This window comes from Corallococcus aberystwythensis, assembly GCF_003612165.1.
Classification (GTDB): domain Bacteria; phylum Myxococcota; class Myxococcia; order Myxococcales; family Myxococcaceae; genus Corallococcus; species Corallococcus aberystwythensis.
Genome location: NZ_RAWK01000054.1, coordinates 1 through 20696, shown reverse-complemented (window position 1 = coordinate 20696; position 20696 = coordinate 1). Strand labels below are relative to the sequence as shown.

Sequence of the window (20696 nt, the reverse complement as noted above, 5' to 3'; positions counted from 1 at the left end):
CTTGACTGCGGCACGCTACACCGCGCTTCACGGCAGCGTCCTGGTTGAACACGCACCCGCCCCAGCCGCGCCCCTATCCGCGATGACGACTTCCCCTTCCTTCCAGCAGACCCCGTCGATTCCCTTCGAGCTGCGCCAGTCCGCCATCCAGGGCACGGGCGCGTTCGCCACCCGCCGCATCCGCAAGGGCGCGCGCATCATCGAGTACATCGGTGAGCGCATCACCCAGGCCCAGGCGGACGTCCGCTACGACGACGAGTCGATGGAGCGCCACCACACGTTCCTCTTCAACCTGGACGACAACACGGTGCTGGACGCGGGCACGCTCCACAACGAGTCGCGCTACATCAACCACTCGTGCGAGCCCAACTGCCAGTCGCTCATCGACAAGGGCCGCATCCACATCTACGCGCTGCGCGCCATCGAACCGGGGGAGGAGCTGACGTACGACTACGCGTACGAGCGCACCCCGGAGATGGACGCCGACGCCGAGTCGCTCTACGTCTGCCGCTGCGGCACGCCCTCCTGCCGGGGCACCATCCTCGCCCCGGAGAAGAAGGCCCCCGCGCGGCGCAAGAAGGCGACGGGCAAGGCCAAGGCGCCGTCCAAGTCCAAGGCCGCGTCGAAGTCCAAGTCGACCTCCAAGGCGAAGTCCGCCAAGAAGTCGAAGCCGGCGCCGCCGGCCGCCGCGAAGAAGAAGCGGGGCACCCAGCGCACGAAGTCTCCGGGCCGCGGCCGCCGCGCCGCCAGCTGAAGCGCCCAACGCAAAGCGCGCATGCGCCGGGGCCGGGCATTAGACTGGAAGCGTGAAAGACGTCCTGCGCTTCCTGCTCACCGAGGCCCCTGACTTTCCTTCGCTCGACTCCGTGGAGGCCTGGTGGCGCCGGCACCTCGCGGTGCAGCCGCGCTTCCCGGCGTCCGCGGACCTGGCGCTCGCCAGCGGCTTCCGGATGGACCGGATGGGGTTCGCTTTCGCCTCCGGCTATCAGGCCGCGCTGCGCTCCCTCTTCCCCCAGCTGCCGCGGGACAAGCGCGCCGCGCTCTGCGCCACGGAGACTGGCGGCGGGCACCCGAGCGCCATGGAGACGAAGCTCACGCCGCACGGCACCGGCTGGAGGCTCGATGGCGTGAAGACGTACGTCACGCTGGGCACGCACGCGGAGGTGCTGCTGGTGGTCGCCTCCGAGGGCCGCGATGCCCAGGAGCGCAACCGCCTGCGCATGGTGCGGCTGGACGCGGGGACGCCCGGGGTGACCGTGGAGCCGCTGCCGCCCCTGGGCTTCGTGCCGGAGGTGCCGCACGCGGCGCTGCGGCTGGACGGCGTGGAGGTGACGGCGGAGGACGTGCTGCCCGGGGATGGCTACACCCGCTACCTCAAGCCGTTCCGCACGGTGGAGGACTGCCACGTCAACCTGGCGGTGCTGGGCTGGCTGGTGAAGGTGGCCCGCCGGTGCGGCTGGCCGGTGGCGCTGCGCGAGGAGCTGGTGGCCATCGCGGTGATGATCCACGCACTGGCGCTGGAGGACCCCAGCGACGCGGCCGTGCACGTGGCCCTGGGCGGCGCGCTCGCGCAGATGCACCGCGCGCTGGAGCGCTGCGAGGTGGCCTGGGAGGGCGTGGACGTGGAGATGCGCGAGCGGTGGCAGCGCGACCGGCGCCTGCTCGACCTGGCCTCCAAGGTGCGCGCGAAGCGGCTGGAGGTCGCGCGCCAGCGGCTGGCCGGCGGCGCGGGCGACGACTGACCGCTTCAAAAGCGAAAGCCCGCGAGGGGAGGGGCGTGAGGCCTCCTCCACCGCGCGGGCCCAGGCTTCTTCGGTGCCGCGGAAAGCCTCAGTACCGGCCGCCGCCCAGCGCGGAGACGAGGGCGGACAGGACGCGGTTCTCCACGCCCCAGACGGCCTTGTTCATGCCCTTCACGCCCGCGCCGCGCATGTAGTCCGTGAAGTCGTGCAGGGCGGTGGAGCGCTGCATCTTCTCGGAGCTGGCGGCGTAGAGCAGCGGCGTGTTGGGCGCGCCCGTGAGGCCCAGGTCCGGACAGGCCTCCGACAGCGCCGCGCGGTCGATGCCCGTCACCGCGGACAGCATCGCCACGGTGAAGTGGTGCACCGGCAGCTCCCGCGCGTTGGGCACGCGCTCCAGCACCTTCGCGCGCGTCTTCGGGTCGGTGGCCAGCTGGTCCAACTTCACCCGGGACATCTCCAGGATCTGCTCGTTGGTGACGTGCTTGTTGTCCAGGATGGCCCGGTCGAACAGGCTCTGCGGCGTGTCACCCTTGATGGTGATGTTCACGTCGGACAGGCGCTGGCGCATGGTCTGGATGGCGCGCCCCACCTCCGTGTTGGCACCGCCGCGCCACGAACCCGGCGTCGCCTGCACCGGCGCCGTCGTCGCGCGGGCGCGCGCCAGCTCCGCGCGGTTGAGCACGTCCGCGCGTGACGCCTCCGTGACCTGGTTGGCCCGGGCGGGCTGCGCGGCCGGCGCCTGCGTGCGGGCTGGAGCGACGGAGGGGGCGGCGGAACGGTTGCGGATCTCGGTCATGGACGTGCCTTCTACCCTGGACTTCGGGGGTACCGGATTATCGCCGGGAGGGCAGGGGAGTTGCCTTGCCGGCCCCCGGCCACGCGTGCGTTCCGCCCCCGTCCCGGTATGGTGCGCGCCATGTCTCCGCGCCTCCCCACCCAGTTCGCCGACCTCCTCACCCCGAAGGGCCGCCGCATTCTCGAAGGCCGAGACTCCGAGACGTGCGGCGCGCTCCTGGACCCCACGCGGCCCTTCATCGCGCTGCAGGGCGTCATCGACGTGAAGAAGGCGGCCGAGGCCCGCGACCTCCTGGACGCGGCGCTGCGGGACACGCTCGTCACCATGGAGGACCCCATCCCGGAGGACTCCATCTCCGGCATGGTGGAGAACTACACGGAGGCGCTGCCCAAGACGGTGCGCGTGCGCACCGCGCTGCTGGAGAGCCGGCGTTCGCGCTCGTGGCGCGCGGCGGAAGGGGTGGGGCTGGTGGAGCTCTTGCGCTCGGACACGTTCGCGGCCTTCGCGGCGGCGGTGAGCGGCCGGCCGCTCAAGCGGGGGTGGGGCATCCAGGTGCTCTGCTACAGCCCGGGTGACTACACGGGCCCGCACAACGACCATCACCCGGAGGAGGCGGACGCGCGCGACGGCTACGTGGACATGCACGTGAGCCTCACCATGCCCGCCGTGGATCACCAGTACCTGGTGTACGCGAAGGACGGGCACTTCTCCGAGCTGACGAAGGTCAGCACCGTGGGCGGCGTCACCGTGTACCGGCTGCCCTTCTGGCACTACACGACCCCGCTCGCCGCGAAGCCGGCCCGCGAGGACGCCGCTCGCCGCTGGGTGCTCCTGGGCACCTTCCTGGACGCGCCGCCGGGGGCGCGCCCTTCCTCCACCGTCCTGCCGGCGGGCGCCCCGCCGCCTGTCCGGGCCGTGACAGTCGGACGTGGCACCGGGGCCGGACGGCGTTAGCGTGCCGGGCCCATGAGCCCGACCGACATCGACACGCAGGCCAACGACCTCCTCCAGTACATCGACGCGTCGCCCACGCCGTACCACGCCGTACGCGAGACGGCCCGCCGCCTCGCCGCCCAGGGCTTCCGTGAGCTGGACGAGCGCGAGTCCTGGTCGCTGAAGCCCGGCGACAAGGTCTTCGTCATCCGCGGCGACACGAGCATCGCCGCCTTCCAGCTGGGCACGAAGCCCGTGGACACCACCGGCTTCCGGCTGGTGGGCTCGCACACGGACTCGCCCAACCTGCGCCTCAAGCCCAACGCGCCCGTCAACCGCCACGGCTACCAGCAGCTCGGTGTCGAAATCTATGGCGGGGTGCTCTTGCACACGTGGACGGACCGCGACCTGTCGCTCGCGGGCCGCGTGGTGGCGCTGCACAACGGCCGCCCCCAGCACCACCTGGTGGACTTCCGCCGGCCGCTGTTGCGCGTGCCCAACCTGGCCATCCACCTGAACCGCGGCGTCAACACGGACGGCCTGAAGCTCAACCCGCAGGAGCACATGGTGCCGGTGCTGGGCCTGGAGAGCGCGGGGCCCGCGGAGCTGCGCGCGCTGCTGGTGGAGGAGCTGGGCCGCGCGGGCGTGAAGGCTGCCGCGGACGACCTGCTGGGCTACGACCTGTGCCTCTATGACTTGCAGCCGTCCACGCGCTCCGGCCTGCACGGCGAGTTCCTCCACGCGCCCCGCCTGGACAACCTGGCCAGCTGCCACACCGGGCTCACCGCGCTCCTGTCCGGCACGGACAAGCGCGAGGCCACGGTGGGCGTGGTGCTCTACGACCACGAGGAGTGCGGCAGCCGCAGCGCGCAGGGCGCCGCATCGCCGTTCTTGAAGGACCTGCTGGAGCGCATCGTCCATGCGCACTCGGATGGGCGAGCGGACGCGTTCCACCGCGCCATCCGCCACTCGTTCATGGTGAGCGCGGACATGGCTCACGCGGTGCACCCCAACTACTCCTCCATGCACGAGCCCAAGCACCAGCCGCAGCTGGGCGCGGGCCCCGTCATCAAGACCAACGTCAACCAGTCCTACGCGACGGACGGCGAGTCGTGGGCGCACTTCGCGGCGCTGTGCAAGGAGGCGGGCGTCACGCCCCAGCACTTCGTCACGCGCACGGACCTGGGCTGCGGCAGCACCATTGGCCCCATCACCGCGGGGCAGCTGGGCATCCGCACGGTGGACGTGGGCAACCCCATGCTGTCCATGCACTCCATCCGCGAGCTGGCCGCCGCGTCCGACGTGGCCCGCATGGTGGCGGTGCTGACGCGCTTCTTCGCCTGAGCCGCGAAAAGGAAGAGGCGGGCCCGGTGGTGACACCAGACCCGCCTCGGGTGTTTCAAGAAGCTTTCAGCGTTGGGACTAGTTCACGCCCACCGCGGTCCAGGCGTCCTTCACCTTCTGCACCTGGACGGAGTCCGCGCCATGCAGGTCCGTGGCGGCCTTGATGGTGGCCTCGCGGGCCTGGGCGAACGTCGTCTTCGGCGTCATGTACGTGGTGAGGGCGCGGCCGAAGATCTTCAGGCCGTCCTCCATGCCCACGCCGCCCTTCACTTCCAGGCCGGAGGTGCGGTTCTTGCCACCCTCCACGAGCAGGTAGAAGGCGTTGTTGGCGATACCGCTGGAGCCGTGCACCTCCGTCTGCTTCGGGTAGTTCTTGTAGTTGTCGACCGAGTAGCCGTCCTTGGTCGGGTCGTTCATGTAGCGCAGGCCGTCCTCATTGGTGCCGTTGTTCGGCGTCCAGGCGGCCTCGCCCACGGTCCAGTTCCACTTGGCCTCGGGGTTGTTCTTCGCGGCGTACCACTCCACGCCCGTGCCCATGATGTCGGAGAAGGCCTCGTTCAGGCCGCCGGACTCGCCGCTGTAGATGAGACCCGCGGTGCGCTCGGTGAGGCCGTGGGTGATTTCGTGGCCCGCGATGTCCAGCGTGGTGAGCGGGCCGGACTGCTTCCCGTCGCCGTCGCCGTAGCTCATCTTCTCGCCGTCCCAGAACGCGTTCACGTAGTTGTTGCGCACGTGCACGTAGCTGGTGAGCTTCTCACCCGCGCCGTCGATGGAGTCGCGGCCCAGGACGTTCTTGTAGAAGTCGTAGGTGGTGGCCGCGCCGTAGTGCGCGTCCACGGCGGCCTTGGCGCGCGCCGGGTCGGTGGCCTCGCCCCACTTGTCGTTGTCGTCGGTGATCTTCGTCTGGCCGGACGCGGTGGTCTTGTTGTTCGCGTCGTAGGTCACCACGCCCTTGCCGCGCGTCGAGTCCTCCAGCGAGTACGTGCCGTCCGCGTTCTTCGTGGTCTTCAGGTCCACGTGGCCGCTGTACATGGACACGTCGTCCGCGGTGCCCGTGGGCGGGTTCTGCGGATCCGTCGGAGGCGTGGTCTCCTTCGCGGTGATGTTCAGGCTCCAGTTGTTCAGGGTGCCCGTGTCACGCGCGGCCTTGTCCTCGACGGTGACGGTCCACTCGCCCTTGGCGCTCTCGCCCTTGAAGGTCTCGGAGAGGTCGAACGAGCCCGCGATGTCGTCCTTGGAGCCGCCCTTGCGGTCCTGCAGCACGGCGGACTTGCCGGAGGGGCTGGTGACCGTGACCTTCAGGTCGCCGCTCCAGGTGTGCTTGATGTTCAGGTCGACGGACAGCTTGTCCACCGTCACGCCGTCCGGGATGTTGATCTTCGACTGGACCTGGCCCTTGTCCGGGATGGCGACGTTCGGGCTGGCGGTGCCGTTGACCTGCATCGGCGCGGCGGCCTTCTTGCTCCAGCCGCCAATCTTGTTGAAGCTCTCCAGCACCTTCCCCGTGTTGGCGTCGATGACGTAGTTCTGCTTCTTGGGGCGCTCCTGGCCCGCGATCTGCGTCACTTCCACCTGGTAGGCGGCGTGGTACTTGCCTTCCGCGTCCTGGTAGACGACGCGCTCGGAAGAGGGCTGCTTGTCGGCCTTGCCGCCCAGCTCCTTCTTCGCGATGTCGATGGCCTGCTGCGGCGCCAGCTTCACCTTCTGGTTCCCCAGGCCCGCGGGGATGGGGTTCTGCTCACCGGTGACGCTGGACACCTTGCCGTCCGCGCCCAGGTGGCTGATGAGCTGCTCGCCGAAGACCTTCACGCCCTCGTGCATGCGGTCCAGGCGCACGTGGGTCATGCCCAGCTCGTCGCGCTCCACGCTCCGGGGCGCCAGCGTCGGGCCGGCCTTGTTCGCGGCCAGCAGGTTCGAGGCGGTCATCGGCGGGGTGAGGTGCTTCAGGGACGTCTGGATGGCCTGCTGCGCATCCTTGCTGTCCAGCGCGAGGCGGCCGGTCTGCGCGGAGGTGGCCCCCGTGGAGGATGCCTGGGTCGTCGCGGACGCGGCGGCCGTGGGCTGCGCGCCGGCGGCGGCGCCCGTGCGGGAGACGGACTCAAAGCCGTCCTTCACGCGCAGGACGTTCTTGGCCTTCGCCGTCGTCGAGGTGTCGGTGGTGGGGCGGAGAGAAACGGGCGTCGAACCGTCGGTGCGGCGAATGGTCATGAATCACTCACGCTGCAAGGGGGATGAACAATTCTCGCACGGGAACTCCGAGAGTTTCCGATGGCTCGAAGAAGTTAACGCGGCAGCCCAGGAATCAGCGGATACCGCCAGTGGACTTCCTGTGAATTCAGCGGTTGACACAGAAAATCTACTTTCAGTGGGGGTCCGCCACGACCCGAATTCCAGGAATCCCTGATGCGAGAAGTCGCGGATCAACGCGCGGCAGGCGGGGAAAATGCGGGGAAATACTTGGAAAAATACACTCGGGTGGCAACCAGGCAGGCAGGCCGGGTTCGGGAAGGCTGATACACTGCGACACGGTTTCCCGGCCGGGATGGTGCGGGGGCTGGACCCTGGGGGGGTTACAAGACATGGAGCCGTGGATTCATCCGGAGCCGCGAGAGGCCCTTGGCCTTCCGCACCTGGCGGTGCGGGTCCCTCGCCGGAACTTCGAAGGTTTGTTTCAACACGCGCTGAGGCCGTCGGGCCTGTTCGCGCAGGCGCTGCGGGACGTGGGCTACGACCCGGACGCGGTGGAAGAGGTCTTCCCTCTAGAGGTGTGGCGCGCGGCGCTGGCGGTGGCGCGGCGGCATGCGTGCCCGGGCCTGGCGAGCGAGGACGCCAACCGCGTGCTGGGCACGCACTACGTGGAGGGTTTCGCGCAGACGCTGGTGGGGCGCATCTTCGCGGCGGCGGCGCCGCTGTTGGGCGCGGAGCGGTGCCTGGCGCGGCTGCCCACGTACCTGCGCGCGGGCCGCGACGACATGAAGCTCCTGCTGGAGCCCGTGCGTGCGCGCGAATGGCGGGCGCGCGTGGTGGACGCGGATCCGCTGCCGGACTTCGTGGCGGGCGCGGTGGAGCAGGTGCTGCGCCGCACGCGGGTGCTGCCGCGCGTGGACGTGCTGGAGCGCGCCGAGCACGCCTATTCGCTGCGGATCCGCTGGGACGAGGCCTGACGGCCGGCGCGTCTCCCCGCCGCTAGTTGAGGTACGTCTTCGGCGGGGGGCGCTTGCTGGCGGGAGCAGGAGGCGCCGGCCGCGACTGGCGCCACCGGCCGATGACGTCCATCAACCCGTCGAACGTGTCGCGCAGGGCCCAGGCCCGGTCCTCCGCGTCCTTCAGGTTCTCACAGCGCAAGAGGCCGTCGCGCAGCGCGCGCTGGACGCCGGGGCAGTCGTCGCGCTCGTCGATGAGCTGCTCGGCGGTGTGCGCGTAGAGCCGGTAACACCCCTCCACGTCGCCCCGGTTGTAGGCGGGCGCGCCCACGTTGATGGCCTGGCCCAGCAGCGCGGCCACGGACTCCACGGCCGGCGTCGCGCAGCCCTCCAGCAGGCCCACGGGGTGCTGGGGCACGTGGCGCACGCGGGCGGCGCGTTGGCGGGGGGCATCCAGGGCGGACAGCGGGCCGGGCGGGCCGGACGTCTTGAGGAGCGGCGTGATGTAGCGCACCGGGATGACGAGCCCCAGCGCGCGGCCGTTGGCGAGCGCCGCGGTGGCCAGCCCCACCACCTGTCCGTGCGCGTCCAGCACCGGCGAGCCCGACGCATTCTCCGGCAGCGTGCGTGACAGCTCCAGCAGGGTGAGCCAGTCGCCCAGGACCTGCACCGCGCGGACCTCCAGTTCGCGCGCCTGGGGGGAGCGGCCCGCGTGGGCCTGGACCACGTGCAGCGCTTCGCCCTCCCTGGGCAGCGTGGCCGGGCCCAGCGGGAGGGCGGGCACCAGGTCCGGGACGGACAGGCACAGGACGGCCAGGTCGCGCCGCTCGTCCACGGTCGCCACCTGGACGACCGGGGAGCGCAGGCCGTCCGGCAGCACGGCGGTGATGGCGCGCGCGCTGGCCACCGCGTGGAGGCTGGTGACGACGTGGCCCTCGGAGGAGATGACGAAGCCCGTGGCGGTGTGGCCGCCCAGCTCCAGCAACACCAGGGAGGCACTCGTGCGCCGCAAGGCCTCTTCGGCCCGCGCACAGCGTGCCTCGTCGTCGTCGGACATGGCCACCCCCGTTCGTGATGCTCCCGCTGGCATTCCCATCCCTGCGTTTTCAATGGGGCCAGCCGCATTGCGTTGTATCAGCCCGCCCGCTCACCACCCAACCCACCCGGGTGGGGCGATGTTGGCCGTCATGTTGTGATTGGCGCGCGAGTGTCCGGTCGTTAAACCTCCGGCCGGCATGCACAAGACCCACCTCGTCGGCGCCCGCACCCACAACCTCAAGGATTTGTCCGTCGATCTCTCCGAAGGGGAGTTCGTCTGCGTCACCGGCGTGTCCGGAGGCGGCAAATCAAGCCTCGCGCTGGACACGCTCTACGCGGAGGGCCAGCGCCGCTTCGTGGAGAGCTTCAGTCCGTACGCCCGGCAGTTCCTCGAGCGGCTGGAGCGGCCGCCCATGGACGCGCTGGAGCCGGTGGCCGCGGGCGTCGCGGTGGACCGGCGCGCGCCGGTGAAGAGCTCGCGCTCCACGGTGGCGACGCTGGCGGACGTGGAGCCGTACCTGTCCGCGCTCTTCACCCGCGAGGCGATGCCGGTGTGTCCGGACTGTGGCCTGGAGGCGGTGCGCACCGACGCGCGCGTGGCCGCGAAGGCCGCCCTCCGCGAGCACCCGGACGCGCAGGGCGTCATCACGTACCCCGTGCGCATCCCCGACACGTCGGCGTTCCTCGACGCGCGGGCCCGCCTGCTGAAGGACGGCTTCCACCGGCTGATGGTGCAGGGCGAGGTGAAGGAGCTGGAGACGCTCAAGCCGGGCGAGGCCACCGACCCCGCTGGCGTGGCGCAGGTGGTGGTGGACCGGGTGAAGCTGACGGACGCGAACCTGTCCCGCGTCACCCAGGCGTTGGAGGACGCGTGGGCGCGCGCGGATGGGGAGGCGCTGCTCTTCCTGCCGGAGACCGCGCCGAAGCGGCTGCGCCGGGGCCTCGTGTGTCCGAAGTGCGCGCGTGAGTTCGAGCCCGCGCGGCCGGGCCTCTTCAGCTACCAGAGCCCGGTGGGCGCGTGCGCGCAGTGCCGTGGCTTCGGGCGCACCATCGGCATTGACTGGGGGAAGGTGATCCCCAACCCGGCGCTGAGCCTGGCACAGGGGGCCATCCGCCCGTGGTCCGGCCAGTCCACCAGCTGGGAGCGGGAGATGCTCCAGCGGTACTGCAAGCAGAAGGGCATCCCCTTCGACAAGCCGTGGGAGAAGCTCACCGAGGCGCAGCGCGAGTCGGTGCTCCAGGGCGAGGGCGAATACGACGGCGGCCGCGTCTACCCGGGCGTGCGCGCGTGGTTCCGGTGGATGGAGGGCCGCACGTACAAGATGCACGTGCGCGTGCTGCTGGCGCGCTACCGCGCGTACACGCTCTGTCACGCCTGCGGCGGCGCGCGGCTCAACGAGCAGGCCCGCGCGTGGCGCGTGGGCAACCTGGACCTGCCGGGTTGGCACGGGCTGGAGCTGACGGACGCGCTGGCGCGGCTGGACGGGCTGAAGACGCTCACGGGGCAGGGGGACCTGGCGCGGCGCGAGCTGGCCGCGCGCCTGCGGTACCTCCAGCGCGTGGGCCTGGGCTACCTCACGCTGGACCGGCCCGCGCGCACGCTGTCGGGCGGTGAGGCGCAGCGCGTGTCGCTGACCGCGGCGCTGGGCACGTCGCTGACGGGCGCGCTCTTCGTGCTGGACGAGCCCACCGTGGGCCTGCACCCGGGGGACGTGCCGCCGCTCACGGAGGCCATCGCGGAGCTGGCGGACCGGGGCAACATCGCGCTGGTCATCGAGCATGATCCGTTGATCATCCGCTCCGCCCACCGCGTGCTGGAGCTGGGCCCGGGCGCTGGACGTCAGGGCGGCAAGCTCTGCTTCGACGGCACCCCGGAGGCGCTGGCGAAGCGGCAGGACCTGCCCACCGGCCGCATGCTCTCCGGTGGCGCGGAGGCGCCGCGCACGCCGCGCACCCGGACGGGGGAGATCGTCATCCGCGAGGCGCGCGAGCACAACCTGAAGGACGTGTCCGTGCGCGTGCCGCTGGGCGTGCTGTGCGCCATCACCGGCCCCAGCGGCTCCGGCAAGAGCACGCTGATGGACGAGGTGCTCTACCGGCACCTGGCGCGCGGGCTGGGCGTGAAGGACGTGGAGGCCCCGGGCAACGTGGCGGCGGTGGAGGGTGGGGCGCAGGTGGAGGACATCACCTTCGTGGACCAGTCCCCCCTGGGCCGCACGTCGCGCGGCAACGCGGCCACGTACACCAAGGCGTGGGACCGGCTGCGCGAGCGCTTCGCATCCGAGCCCGACGCGGAGGTGCGGGGCCTGACGTCCGCGCACTTCTCCTTCAACGTGGACAAGGGCCGCTGCGAGGCCTGCGCGGGTGAGGGCTACGAGACGGTGGAGATGCAGTTCCTCGCGGACGTGGCCCTCCTGTGCGCGGTGTGCCGGGGCCGGCGCTTCAAGGAGGAGGTGCTCGCCGTCCAGCACCAGGGCTTTAGCGTCGCGCAGGTGCTGGAGATGACGGTGGACGAGGTGCTCCAGCACTTCGGCGACGACTCAGCGTTGAAGCGCACGCTGGGGCCCGCGCAGCGGCTGGGCCTGGGCTACCTGCCCCTGGGCCAGCCTCTGTCCACGCTGTCTGGCGGCGAAGCGCAGCGGCTGAAGCTGGCGCGCGCGCTGGCGAGCGACGCGAAGGGCACGCTGTTCCTCATCGACGAGCCGAGCGCCGGCCTCCACGCGGAGGACGTGCGCCACGTGATGGCGTCGCTGCACGCGCTGGTGGACCGGGGCGCGAGCGTGCTCGTGGTGGACCACGACGTGTCGGTGATGAAGGGCTCGGACTGGATCATCGACCTGGGGCCCAAGGGCGGCCGGGACGGTGGCCGGCTGGTGGCGGAGGGCACGCCCTCGGACGTGGCGAAGATGCAGGGCAGCGCCACCGCCGCCGCGCTCCGGGGCGAGGGCAAGCCGCTGGCGAAGGCGGTGAAGCTGCGCCGTCCCGGGAAGGAAGCGCCGCCCGCCATCGAGGTGGAGCACGCGCGCGAGCACAACCTCAAGGACGTGTCCTGCCGCATTCCCCTGGGGAAGATGACGGTGGTGACGGGGCCCAGCGGCTCCGGCAAGAGTTCGCTGGTGTTCGACGTCGTATTCGCGGAAGGCCAGCGCCGCTTCCTGGAGACGCTGACGCCGTACGCCCGGCAGTTCCTGCCCACGCTGCCGCGCCCGGACGTGGAGCGCATCAGCAGCATCCCGCCCACCGTGGCGCTGGAGCAGCGCACGTCACGCGCGGGGGCCACCAGCACCGTGGCCACCGTCACCGAGGTGGCCCACTACCTGCGGCTCATGTACGCGAAGATTGGCGTGCCGCACTGCCCGAATGACGACACGCCCATCGGCGCCACCTCACCCGCGGCGCTCTACGCGCAGGTGCTGGCGACGAAGGGAGACGGACAGGTGCTGGCGCCCGCGGTGCGCGCACGCAAGGGCACCTACCTGGACGTCTTCAGCGCGGCGGCGCGCGCGGGCATCACCCAGGCCATCGTCGACGGGGAGCTGGCGTCCACGGACGACCCGCCGCGCCTGGCGAAGACGAAGGAGCACGACATCGACCTCGTGATGTACGAGGGCAAGCTCGCGAAGCTTCCCCGTGAGCTGTTCGACGCGTCGCTCAACTGGGGCAAGGGTGCGGTGAAGCTGCGCACGGCCAAGGGGGAGACGCTCCTGTCCAGCGAGCGCACCTGCCCGAAGTGCGGCACCGCCGTGCCGGAGCTGGACCCGCGCTGGTTCTCCTTCAACACGAAGCAGGGCCGCTGCGAGTCGTGCGAGGGCACCGGCGTGCAGGGCGGCGCCACCGCGATGGCCGAGGGCGAGACGGCCCCGTGCCGCACGTGCGGTGGCACCCGCCTGTCCCCGGTGCCGCGCGCGGTGCGGCTGGAGGGCGCTCGCTACCACGAGGTGGTGCAGGCGTCGGTGACGTCCACGCTCGCGCGCGTGCGCACCTGGAAGCTCAAGGGCGACCGGGCCCTGTTGGGCGAGACGGCGCGGCAGGAGATGGTGCGGCGCCTGGAGTTCCTGGACCGCGTGGGCCTGGGCTACCTGTCCCTGGACCGCAACGCCGCCACGCTGTCCGGCGGTGAGATGCAGCGCTTGCGGTTGTCCGCGCAGCTGGGCGCGGGCCTCACCGGCGCGATGTACGTGCTGGACGAGCCCACCATCGGCCTGCACCCGCGCGACACACACCGGCTGCTCGACAACCTGCGCGCGCTGGTGGAGACGGGCTCCACGGTGCTGGTGGTGGAGCATGACTCGGACACCATCCGCGCCGCGGACCACCTGCTGGACCTGGGGCCCACGGGCGGCCGGGGCGGTGGCCACATCCTGGCGGAGGGCACGCCGGACGTTGTGCTGGAGTCGGACTCGCCCACCGCGCTGGCGCTGCGGGCCGCGCAGGTGCGGCCTCCGTCCGGACGCGGCGAGCCCAAGGCGTGGGTGGAACTGATAGGCGCGCGCGCGAACAACCTCCAGCGCGTGGACCTGCGCCTGCCGGTGGGACGGCTCAACGTCGTCTCCGGCGTGTCGGGCTCCGGCAAGAGCACGCTCATCCGGCAGGTGCTGTACCCGGCGCTGCGCGACAAGCTGGGGCTCGTCACGTCGAAGGCCGGCGCGTTCGACGCGCTCAAGGGCACGGAGTCCATCAAGCGCGTGCTGTCGGTGGACCAGTCGCCCATCGGGCGCACGCCGCGTTCGGTGCCGGCGACGTTCCTGGGCATCTGGGACGAGCTGCGCCGGGTGTTCGCGGCCACGCCGGAGGCGAAGATCCGCGGCTTCGGGCCCGCGCGCTTCTCCTTCAACACGGCGGCCGGTGGCCGCTGCAAGGTGTGCGAAGGGCAGGGCGCCATCTCCCACGAGATGTCCTTCCTGCCGGACGTTGTCACGCCGTGCGAGGCCTGCAACGGGGCGCGCTTCGACGCCGCCACGCTGGAGGTGCGCTACCACGGGCTCACCGTGGGCGACGTGCTGCGCCTGTCCGCGGACGAGGCGAAGGACGTGTTCCGCTCGCTGCCCAAGGTCGCCGCGCCGCTGGAGTGCCTGGCGGACCTGGGCGTGGGCTACCTGCAACTGGGGCAGGGCTCCAACACGCTGTCTGGCGGCGAGGCGCAGCGGCTGAAGCTGGCCGCGGAGCTGACGGCCACCTCCCGTCACGAGCCCACGCTGTACGTGCTGGATGAGCCCACCACGGGCCTGCACCTGGGCGACGTGGAGAAGCTCATCACCTTCATGGGCCGGCTGGTGGACCGGGGCGACACGCTGGTGGTCATCGAGCACCACCCGTCGGTCATCGCCGCGGGGGACCACGTGGTGGAGCTGGGGCCGGAGGGCGGCGAGGGCGGAGGCCGCATCGTGGGCGAAGGCACGCCGCGCGAGGTGGCGAAGCTCAAGACGCCCACGGGGCGCGTGCTCAAGTCGGTTTTTTCCACTGAAGAACCCAAGACGCGCGTCGCCGCGCGGGGACGGTGAAACGATGAACGCCTTGCGGCATCCTGCGCGCGCCATGCGAACTCCACTGCTGTTCACCGTCGCGACGGTGCTCTCCCTCTCCACGGCGGCCTCCGCCGCGGACAAGACCGAGAAGAAGGCCATGTCCCTCCACCAGCTCTCCGCCAACCGGCTCGACGGCAAGTCCGAGAAGCTGTCGGACTTCCAGGGCAAGGTCGCCCTCGTCGTGAACACCGCGTCCGAGTGCGGCTACACGCCGCAGTACAAGGGCCTGGAGGCGCTCTACCAGGGCTACAAGGACAAGGGCGTGGTCGTCCTGGGCTTCCCGTCCAACGACTTCGGCGGCCAGGAGCCGGGCACCTCCGAGCAGATCGCCAAGTTCTGCGAGCTGCGCTTCAAGGTCTCCTTCCCCATGTTCGAGAAGGTGAAGACGAAGGGCGAGGGCCAGTCCCCCGTCTACGCGTTCCTCGCCAGGGACCACGGCGAGCCCAAGTGGAACTTCCACAAGTACGTGGTGGGCAAGGACGGTCAGGTGAAGGCCGCGTTCCCCAGCAGCGTCACGCCGGACAGCCCGGAGCTGAAGGCCGCCATCGACAAGGCGCTCGCGGAGAAGTGACGGGCGTTCCCCGGCGGCGGATCCGGTCCTCGTGACGTGGATCCGCGCCGGGCGTTGGACGTCCGACGTTGGCTCCGCGCCTGGGGGCCGCTCGGCGGTGGGGTAGGGCGTGCGCAGCTTGGGTCCCGGTCCATGGCTCCGGTCCTCCCTCCCACCCGCGTCGTGACCCTGGTGCTGCTCGCGGCGCTGTGCGGTGGATGCGCGTCGCTGGCGCCGCAGCGCTCGGAGCTGGCCTCGCGCGTGGGGCACTCCGACCTGTCCGTGGCGGCGCTTCGCATCCGGGTGCGGGACCTGGCGCGGCGGTTCTCCGGCCTGCTGGAGGCCATGGCGGACGACCTGGCCGCGCGCTCGGACTCGCCCCAGGTGGCCGGGGCCATGCTGCGGTTCAAGGCCAACGCGGTGCCCGCCGTGCAGAGCTCGCTCTTCCAGCCGGACCCCGTGGCCGCCCTCATCGACACCTGGGCGCTGCTGGCCCAGATGCAGGACGCGCTGCCGCGCTTCGCCGAGGGCATTCCGCCGGAGCTGCTGTCGCACGCCAACGCCACGCTGGTGGACCTGGAGTCCCAGGTGGAGGTCCTGTGGCGCGAGGTGACCGGCGGCGAGGACGTGTCGTCGTCGCGCGCCCGGGTGCACGCGTGGGCCGCGGAGCACCCGCTGACCGGGCCGCTCGTCACGCGCGAGTCCACCGCGTCCCTGCTGGCCTCCCTCACCGAGACCTCCGGAGGAGGTCTGCGGTCCGCGGCCGCCGGTCTGGTCGAGGACACCCGCGACCTCACCGCGCGCGTGGACCTCTATGCGACGAGCCTGCCCCGGCAGGCGCGCTGGCAGGCGGAGTTGGTCGCGACCGACGCGATGCGCGCCCCCACCGTCCAGGCCGCGCTCGCGGAGCTGGGGCGCACGGTGGACCTGCTGGACCGCGTGGGCGCCGTGGCCGCGAACACGCCCGCGCTCATTGAACGCGAACGCCGCGCGGTGCTGGACGCGGTGCACGGCGAACGCCTGGGCCTCCAGGAGTTCGTCACCGGCGAACGGCAGGCGGTGCTCGCGGACGTGGGGCGCGAGCGGCAGGCGGTGGTGGCCGCGCTGCACGCCGAGCGCGTGGCCACGCTCCAGCAACTCGATGGCCTCGCGCGCGGCTGGGTGGACCACGCGTTCGACCGGCTGGGGCCGCTGGTGGACCGCGTGTTCCTCTGGCTCGCGCTGCTGTCGTTGCTCGTGGGCGTGGGCGGCGTGCTGGGCGGCCTGCTGCTGACGCGGGCATGGCGGCGCGCGCGTTGAAGACAGCGCCTACTTCTTCTCCTCCGGCTTGGGCGGGAACTTCTCCAGCATCTTCTCCACGCCCTTTTCAATCCTGCCGCCGTCGGTCTGGGCGCTCGGGCTGTCGCCCAGGTTCGCCTGGGCCGTGCCGCGCCAGACGAGCGTCTTCTCCCTCGCGTCCACCATGTCGAGGATGAGCGTGCCCACGTCGTACTGGCGCACGTACGTCTCCGAGGGCCCGTAGTACGAACCCCAGAACGGATCCCACGGGTAGCCCCAGTAGTTGTCCACCGTCTCCGAGGACAACCGCGTGTCGATGGCGCCCTGCCAGCCGATGAGGAAGTCCGGGTTCTCGTTCGCGGCCACCTTCTGGTAGCCGCGGGACTGGAGGTCTTTGTCCACCGCGCCTGTCACCTGGGCCTCGGTGATGGCGTTGTTGATGCGCGTGTCCTTCGTCTGCTGGGGATGCGACAGCCACGCGTAGCTGCGGAACTCGTTGATGCGCTGGGCCGCGGCGGGGTCGTAGTTGGTGCCGACATCGACGCCCGCGCAGGACGCGAGCCCCAGACCTACGAGCAAGGGAACGACACGGGACAGCAGACGCATGGCGGCCTCCAGGAGGATGGGCGCATCCCCGGGGGGCGGGACACGGTCCGTGCCATGACGTTGGGGATGGCCCCTGGGGATGCCCCGCCCCCGCCCGCCTGACCGCCTCCGACTTCCGGCGGGGGCGTCCTCAGTCGCCGCGCGGTTCCTTGGGTCCCTTGGCCTTCATCCCCTTCGCGCCCTCGGAGCGGGCCATGACCATGGCCAGCTTCGCGCGCTTCTGCGGGGACAGGTCCTTGGCGAGCGCCTGGTACAGCTCCCGGTCCAGCGCGGCGATCTGCGCGCGGGCGTCGAAGGCCTTCTGCGCCGCCGCGTCCACCTGCGACAGGGCCGCGCTGTCACCGCGCGACGCCTGGTGGAGGATGCGCGCCGAGTCCCGCACCTGCTCGCGCAGCGGGCGGCGCCGGTCCTCGAAGCGGCGCAGCGTCTCATCCATCTTCAGGGCCTGTGCGCTGTCCAGCTCCAGCGTGTCCGCCAGCTCCAGCACCTGCCGCAGCCGCTGCCGTTGTTCGGCCCGGGCCATGCGCTCGGTGTCACGCGCTCCCGGCTCCTTCGCCATGGGCTGCGCCAGCGCCACCACCGGTAGCGCGAACGCGAGCGCCCAGGTCATCCGCTTCATCGTCTTCACAGTGTCTCTCCCAGGTCGAAGTCGCCATCCAGGCCGGCGTCATCGCCCTCCCACGTCAGGTCCTCGTCCACGCCGTACCCCGAGCCGTCGTCCTCCAGCGGATCCAACCCGGCCCACGCCTCGAAGGCGGCCAGCGTCTCCGCGTCCACGTCGTCGCGAGCGCTCGCGGACTGCACCGCGGACGGCGTCGCCGCCGGATGGGGCGCCTTGAGCCGCTCCAGCGCGGACGGGCCCAGCATCAGCGCCACCACCGCCGCCACGGCCGCGAGCGAACCCAGCGCCCGGCGGCCCATGCCCTGGCGCGTCTGTTCGCGGCGCCACGCCGCCAGGGTCCTCGCGCCCAGGCCGTCCTGCGCGCGCACCTCCACGGGCGTCTGGGGCGGCAGCGCCACCAGCCCCAGCACCTGCCGCGCGGAGGCCACCTCCGCCTGACAGGCCGCGCAGGACTCCAGGTGGGCCTGGAAGCGCGTGGCCTCCTCGCCCTCCAGCGCCTCCGCGGCGTGGAGGCTCGCCTGCTCCTCGTATTCCACGCACGCACCCATCACTGCGTCTCCCCGGCCACGTCGGCCTTCAAGCGTTTCACCGCGTGGTGGAACTGCACCTTCGCGTTGTTCTCCGTGATGCCCAGCGTCTCGGCGATGTCCTTGAACGGCAGTCCGCCGTCCACCCGCAGCGTCAGCACCTCGCGCTGACGGCGGGGCAGGGCCAGCACGGCCTGGCGCACCCGCTGCCCCTGCTGCGTTCGCTCCAGCGACGCCTCCGCGCCCTCGCCTGGAGCCTCCGCCACGTCATCCGTCACCGGCCCCACCAGCACCGGCCGCCACCGCAGCCCCTGCCGCGCGTGGTTCTTCGCCAGGTTGAGCGCCACCCGCACCAGCCACGAACGGAAGGGCGTGGGCGTGGTGGGTGTGAAGCGCGAGAACACCCGCCGCGACGCTTCCAGGGCCCGGAGGAACGCCTGCTGCGTCAGGTCCGCCGCGTCCTCCGCGCTCACGGTGTAGCGGCGCATCAGTGAGAAGACGAGGCCCCGGTGCCGTTCGAAGAGCTGGCCGAACGCCTTCGCGTCCCCCGCGAGGAAGGCCCCGCACAGGGCCTCATCCGAGAGAGCGCTCACGGCCTCACCGGGCCGCACCAGTCCTAGGACCCGTCCGCTCACAGGGGCTCCAACCCTCCAGGGGCCGGAAGGTTATTTTCCGGCCCGCATTTCGCCTCCAGGGACGTGCGGGGGACGTCCGGTACCGGGCAGGCGGACGGGCGGCGGGCCCTCAAGCGGAGGCGGAGTCGCTGCCCGGGATGGGGTGGGCCTGGAGGTACTTCAGCACGTCGTCCAGGTGGCGGTAGACGCGCACCTCGTGGTGGATGACGTGTTCGACGGTGCCGTCCGCGCCAATGATGAAGGTGACGCGCCGGTCGATGTTGAGGACGGGCCACAGGACGCCCCAGGCGCGGCTGATCCGCCGCTCGTCGTCTCCCAGGAGGGCGAAGTGGATGCCCTCCTGCTGGGCGAAGTCGCACTGGGTGGTGAGCGTGTCCACGGAGACGCCGACCAGCTCCGCGCCCAGCGTGCGGATCCGCTCGTGGTTGTCCCGGAACGCCCGGTTCTCGATGGTGCAGCCCACGGTGAAGGCGCGGGGGAAGAAGAAGAGCACGACGCGCCGGCCTCGCAGCTCCGACAATCGCACGGTCTGCCCATGGCAGTCGGTCGCGGCGAAGTCAGGTGCGAGGTCTCCGACGGCAATCATTCGATGCGCGCTCCATCCCGACGGCGGGGGCTGTCCTTCCCCTACCACGTTTTCCCCGCCATCCCATGCCGCGCCGCGCCGGGTGTCCGCTCCCGGGGAATCTGGCTAAGGTGCCCCGCCGTGTCGCCCCCCTCGACGGACCCTGTCTCCCCCGCCTTCCTCGATGCCCTGGCCCGTGGCCTGGGCGTCACCCGGGTCGCCCGGGTCACCGGCCTGGACCGCACTGGCGTGGAGGTCGCCTGCGCGGTGCGTCCGGGTGGACACGTGCTCCAGGTGTGTAATGGCAAGGGGCTCACCTACGAGGCCGCGGCCCGGGGCGCGCTCTTCGAGACGGCGGAGCTGTGGGCGGCGGAGACGGTGCGGCCGGAGCGGCTGCGCTGGGGGGCCAGGGCGGAACTCGAGCGGACAGGCGACACGGTCTGGGGCGTGGAGGCGCTGGGGTCGGCGGGCACGGTGGTGGTGCCCAGGCTCGCGGGGCCGGAGGTGCGGCTGGCGTGGTGCGAGGCGCGGACGCTGGATGGCGGCGAACCGGTCTGGGTGCCGGCGCAGGGCGTGTACTGCCCTCCTTCCGGGACGGTGGAGCTGGGGCCGGTGTCGGTGGCGTGGACGACGAATGGCTCCGGGGCGCATCCGGAGCCGGAGCCGGCGCTGCTGCACGCGCTGCTGGAGGCCACGGAGCGTGATCAGCTGTCACGGGCGTTGCCGGAGGGCTGGTCGGAGGAGGGCGTGGTGGGGCGGATGTTGCGGCCGGAGAGCCTGGAGGACGGGGCGCCACGCACGGCCGCGCTGCGGGACGCGCTGCGGGCCCGAGGCTTTCGCGTCTACCTCTTCGACGTGACGCCCGCGCCCCGGACGCGAGGGCGGGTGGGGTTGCCGGTGGCTGCGGCGGTGCTGGTGGACGCGGACGAGGGGCCGGTGCCGCTCACGGCGGGCTATGCCTGCGCGATGGACCGGGACGAGGCGTTGCAGAAGGCCTTGCTGGAGGCCGCGCAGTCGCGGCTGACGGACATCCACGGAGCGCGTGAGGACGTGGCGGCGGCGGACCGCGAGGCGGCGCTGGGCTTCGCGCAGGCCCTGTCGGAAGTGCGGCCCCGTCGAGCTGTGGACGCGATGCCGGACGCGGCGGACCGGCGGGCGAAGACCGCGACGGCGAAGGTGCGCACGGTGTTGTCGCTGCTGGACGGCGCGGGGTTCACACAGGTGGCGGGCATCGCGCTGGACGCGCCGGTGCCCGGGCTGCACGTGTGGAAGGTGGTGGTGCCAGGCATGCGCGTCTCGGAGCTCCTGTGAAGCGGCGGTCAGGTGCGGTCAACGGTGCCGGGTCCACGGCGCATGGCGCCCCGGAGGCTGGGAGTGGGCAGGGGCAGGGGC

The 20696-nt window shown here is 71.6% G+C and carries 17 protein-coding genes; 9 read left to right on the top strand and 8 right to left on the bottom strand.

Features of this window, described 5'->3' with window-relative positions; translation table 11 throughout:
- Positions 1 to 82 precede the first annotated feature (82 nt).
- Complete coding sequence (locus D7W81_RS11210) at positions 83 to 754, top strand: SET domain-containing protein (protein ID WP_120555344.1); 672 nt, start codon at positions 83 to 85, stop codon at positions 752 to 754.
- Between the two features lie 52 nt (positions 755 to 806).
- Entirely contained in the window at positions 807 to 1742 is a 936-nt protein-coding gene (locus D7W81_RS11205; protein ID WP_120555343.1) for an acyl-CoA dehydrogenase family protein, read from the top strand.
- 88 nt (positions 1743 to 1830) lie between these two features.
- Here the strand turns inward: D7W81_RS11205 and D7W81_RS11200 are convergent, their stop codons facing one another.
- The gene (locus D7W81_RS11200; RefSeq protein ID WP_120555342.1) at positions 1831 to 2538 is read right to left on the bottom strand and encodes a hypothetical protein; all 708 of its coding nucleotides are present in this window, start codon (positions 2536 to 2538) and stop codon (positions 1831 to 1833) included.
- Positions 2539 to 2658: 120 nt separating this feature from the next.
- Here D7W81_RS11200 and D7W81_RS11195 point away from each other — a divergent pair, with 120 nt between their 5' ends.
- Both D7W81_RS11195 and D7W81_RS11190 read left to right on the top strand, forming a co-directional pair.
- Positions 2659 to 3492: a hypothetical protein gene (locus tag D7W81_RS11195; RefSeq protein WP_167508047.1), complete on the top strand. Its 834-nt coding sequence runs from the start codon at positions 2659 to 2661 to the stop codon at positions 3490 to 3492.
- Positions 3493 to 3504: 12 nt separating this feature from the next.
- Positions 3505 to 4815 carry a M18 family aminopeptidase gene (locus D7W81_RS11190; protein WP_120555340.1) on the top strand — a complete coding sequence of 437 codons (1311 nt, stop codon included), beginning with the start codon at positions 3505 to 3507 and terminating at the stop codon, positions 4813 to 4815.
- Between the two features lie 78 nt (positions 4816 to 4893).
- Here D7W81_RS11190 and D7W81_RS11185 read toward each other — a convergent pair whose 3' ends face one another.
- On the bottom strand, positions 4894 to 7023 hold the full coding sequence (locus D7W81_RS11185; RefSeq protein WP_120555339.1) for a M4 family metallopeptidase: 2130 nt from the start codon (positions 7021 to 7023) through the stop codon (positions 4894 to 4896).
- 371 nt (positions 7024 to 7394) lie between these two features.
- On the opposite strand from D7W81_RS11185, the gene D7W81_RS11180 reads away from it, so the two are divergent.
- Positions 7395 to 7979: a DUF2378 family protein gene (locus D7W81_RS11180; protein WP_120555338.1), complete on the top strand. Its 585-nt coding sequence runs from the start codon at positions 7395 to 7397 to the stop codon at positions 7977 to 7979.
- 22 nt (positions 7980 to 8001) lie between these two features.
- Here the strand turns inward: D7W81_RS11180 and D7W81_RS11175 are convergent, their stop codons facing one another.
- On the bottom strand, positions 8002 to 9015 hold the full coding sequence (locus D7W81_RS11175) for a S1 family peptidase (protein WP_120555337.1): 1014 nt from the start codon (positions 9013 to 9015) through the stop codon (positions 8002 to 8004).
- A gap of 178 nt (positions 9016 to 9193) precedes the next feature.
- On the opposite strand from D7W81_RS11175, the gene uvrA reads away from it, so the two are divergent.
- The 3 genes from uvrA (at position 9194) to D7W81_RS11160 (ending at position 16370) form a co-directional block, all read left to right on the top strand.
- Positions 9194 to 14497: an excinuclease ABC subunit UvrA gene (gene uvrA / locus D7W81_RS11170; RefSeq protein WP_120555336.1), complete on the top strand. Its 5304-nt coding sequence runs from the start codon at positions 9194 to 9196 to the stop codon at positions 14495 to 14497.
- A 34-nt stretch (positions 14498 to 14531) separates the two neighbouring features.
- Positions 14532 to 15092, top strand: a complete 561-nt coding sequence (locus tag D7W81_RS11165) for a glutathione peroxidase (protein ID WP_208721260.1) — start codon at positions 14532 to 14534, stop codon at positions 15090 to 15092.
- A gap of 132 nt (positions 15093 to 15224) precedes the next feature.
- Positions 15225 to 16370 carry a chemotaxis protein gene (locus D7W81_RS11160; protein ID WP_120555335.1) on the top strand — a complete coding sequence of 382 codons (1146 nt, stop codon included), beginning with the start codon at positions 15225 to 15227 and terminating at the stop codon, positions 16368 to 16370.
- A gap of 9 nt (positions 16371 to 16379) precedes the next feature.
- Here D7W81_RS11160 and D7W81_RS11155 read toward each other — a convergent pair whose 3' ends face one another.
- The 5 genes from D7W81_RS11155 to D7W81_RS11135 form a co-directional block, all read right to left on the bottom strand.
- On the bottom strand, positions 16380 to 16955 hold the full coding sequence (locus D7W81_RS11155) for a DUF4136 domain-containing protein (RefSeq protein ID WP_120555334.1): 576 nt from the start codon (positions 16953 to 16955) through the stop codon (positions 16380 to 16382).
- Positions 16956 to 17085: 130 nt separating this feature from the next.
- On the bottom strand, positions 17086 to 17574 hold the full coding sequence (locus D7W81_RS11150; RefSeq protein ID WP_120555363.1) for a hypothetical protein: 489 nt from the start codon (positions 17572 to 17574) through the stop codon (positions 17086 to 17088).
- Positions 17575 to 17579: 5 nt separating this feature from the next.
- Positions 17580 to 18125 (bottom strand): zf-HC2 domain-containing protein, encoded by a 546-nt coding sequence (locus D7W81_RS11145; RefSeq protein ID WP_120555333.1) that lies wholly within the window; start codon positions 18123 to 18125, stop codon positions 17580 to 17582.
- Positions 18125 to 18697, bottom strand: a complete 573-nt coding sequence (locus D7W81_RS11140; RefSeq protein ID WP_120555362.1) for an RNA polymerase sigma factor — start codon at positions 18695 to 18697, stop codon at positions 18125 to 18127. The genes D7W81_RS11145 and D7W81_RS11140 overlap by 1 nt, the downstream gene beginning before the upstream one ends.
- Positions 18698 to 18848: 151 nt before the next feature.
- Positions 18849 to 19325, bottom strand: a complete 477-nt coding sequence (locus D7W81_RS11135) for a peroxiredoxin (protein WP_120555332.1) — start codon at positions 19323 to 19325, stop codon at positions 18849 to 18851.
- Between the two features lie 120 nt (positions 19326 to 19445).
- On the opposite strand from D7W81_RS11135, the gene D7W81_RS11130 reads away from it, so the two are divergent.
- Complete coding sequence (locus D7W81_RS11130) at positions 19446 to 20615, top strand: YcaO-like family protein (RefSeq protein WP_120555331.1); 1170 nt, start codon at positions 19446 to 19448, stop codon at positions 20613 to 20615.
- Positions 20616 to 20696: the final 81 nt, after the last annotated feature.